Source organism: Mycobacterium sp. ENV421, from assembly GCF_002887815.1.
GTDB lineage: Bacteria > Actinomycetota > Actinomycetes > Mycobacteriales > Mycobacteriaceae > Mycobacterium.
Genome location: NZ_PDHO01000153.1, coordinates 1 through 416, shown reverse-complemented (window position 1 = coordinate 416; position 416 = coordinate 1). Strand labels below are relative to the sequence as shown.

Genomic DNA, 416 nt, shown 5'->3' with positions numbered 1-416 from the left:
TGGCGTTGAACGATTCGGCGAGCGCGTTATCGGCACTTGACCCGATCCCGCCCATTGAATCGCCCTGGAAATGCTGGAGGCTCCTGACCTTGGAAACGAGGATGCAGGTATGCCCACGGAATCGTCGTCGGGGAAGAAACCGACCAGTCGCCGTTACAGCCCGGAGGAGAAGGCCGCAGCCGTGCGGATGGTCCGCGCGTTGCGCGCGGAGCTCGGCACTGAGCAGGGCACCGTTTCTCGGGTCGCTCACCAGCTCGGCTACGGAGTCGAGTCGGTGCGCTCCTGGGTGCGCCAAGCCGACATCGACGACGGGTACGAACCCGGAGTAACAACGGCCGAGTCTCAGAAGGTCAAAGAGCTTGAGCAGGAGATCCGAGAACTTAAGCGTGCCATCGTTATCTTCAGCCGGGTGTCCA

The 416-nt window shown here is 62.3% G+C and carries 1 protein-coding gene; it reads left to right on the top strand.

The features are described 5' to 3' along the window. Positions 1–109: 109 nt before the first annotated feature. Positions 110–416: transposase (locus tag CRM90_RS30135; protein WP_142391505.1), on the top strand; the 307-nt coding region annotated here is incomplete at its 3' end.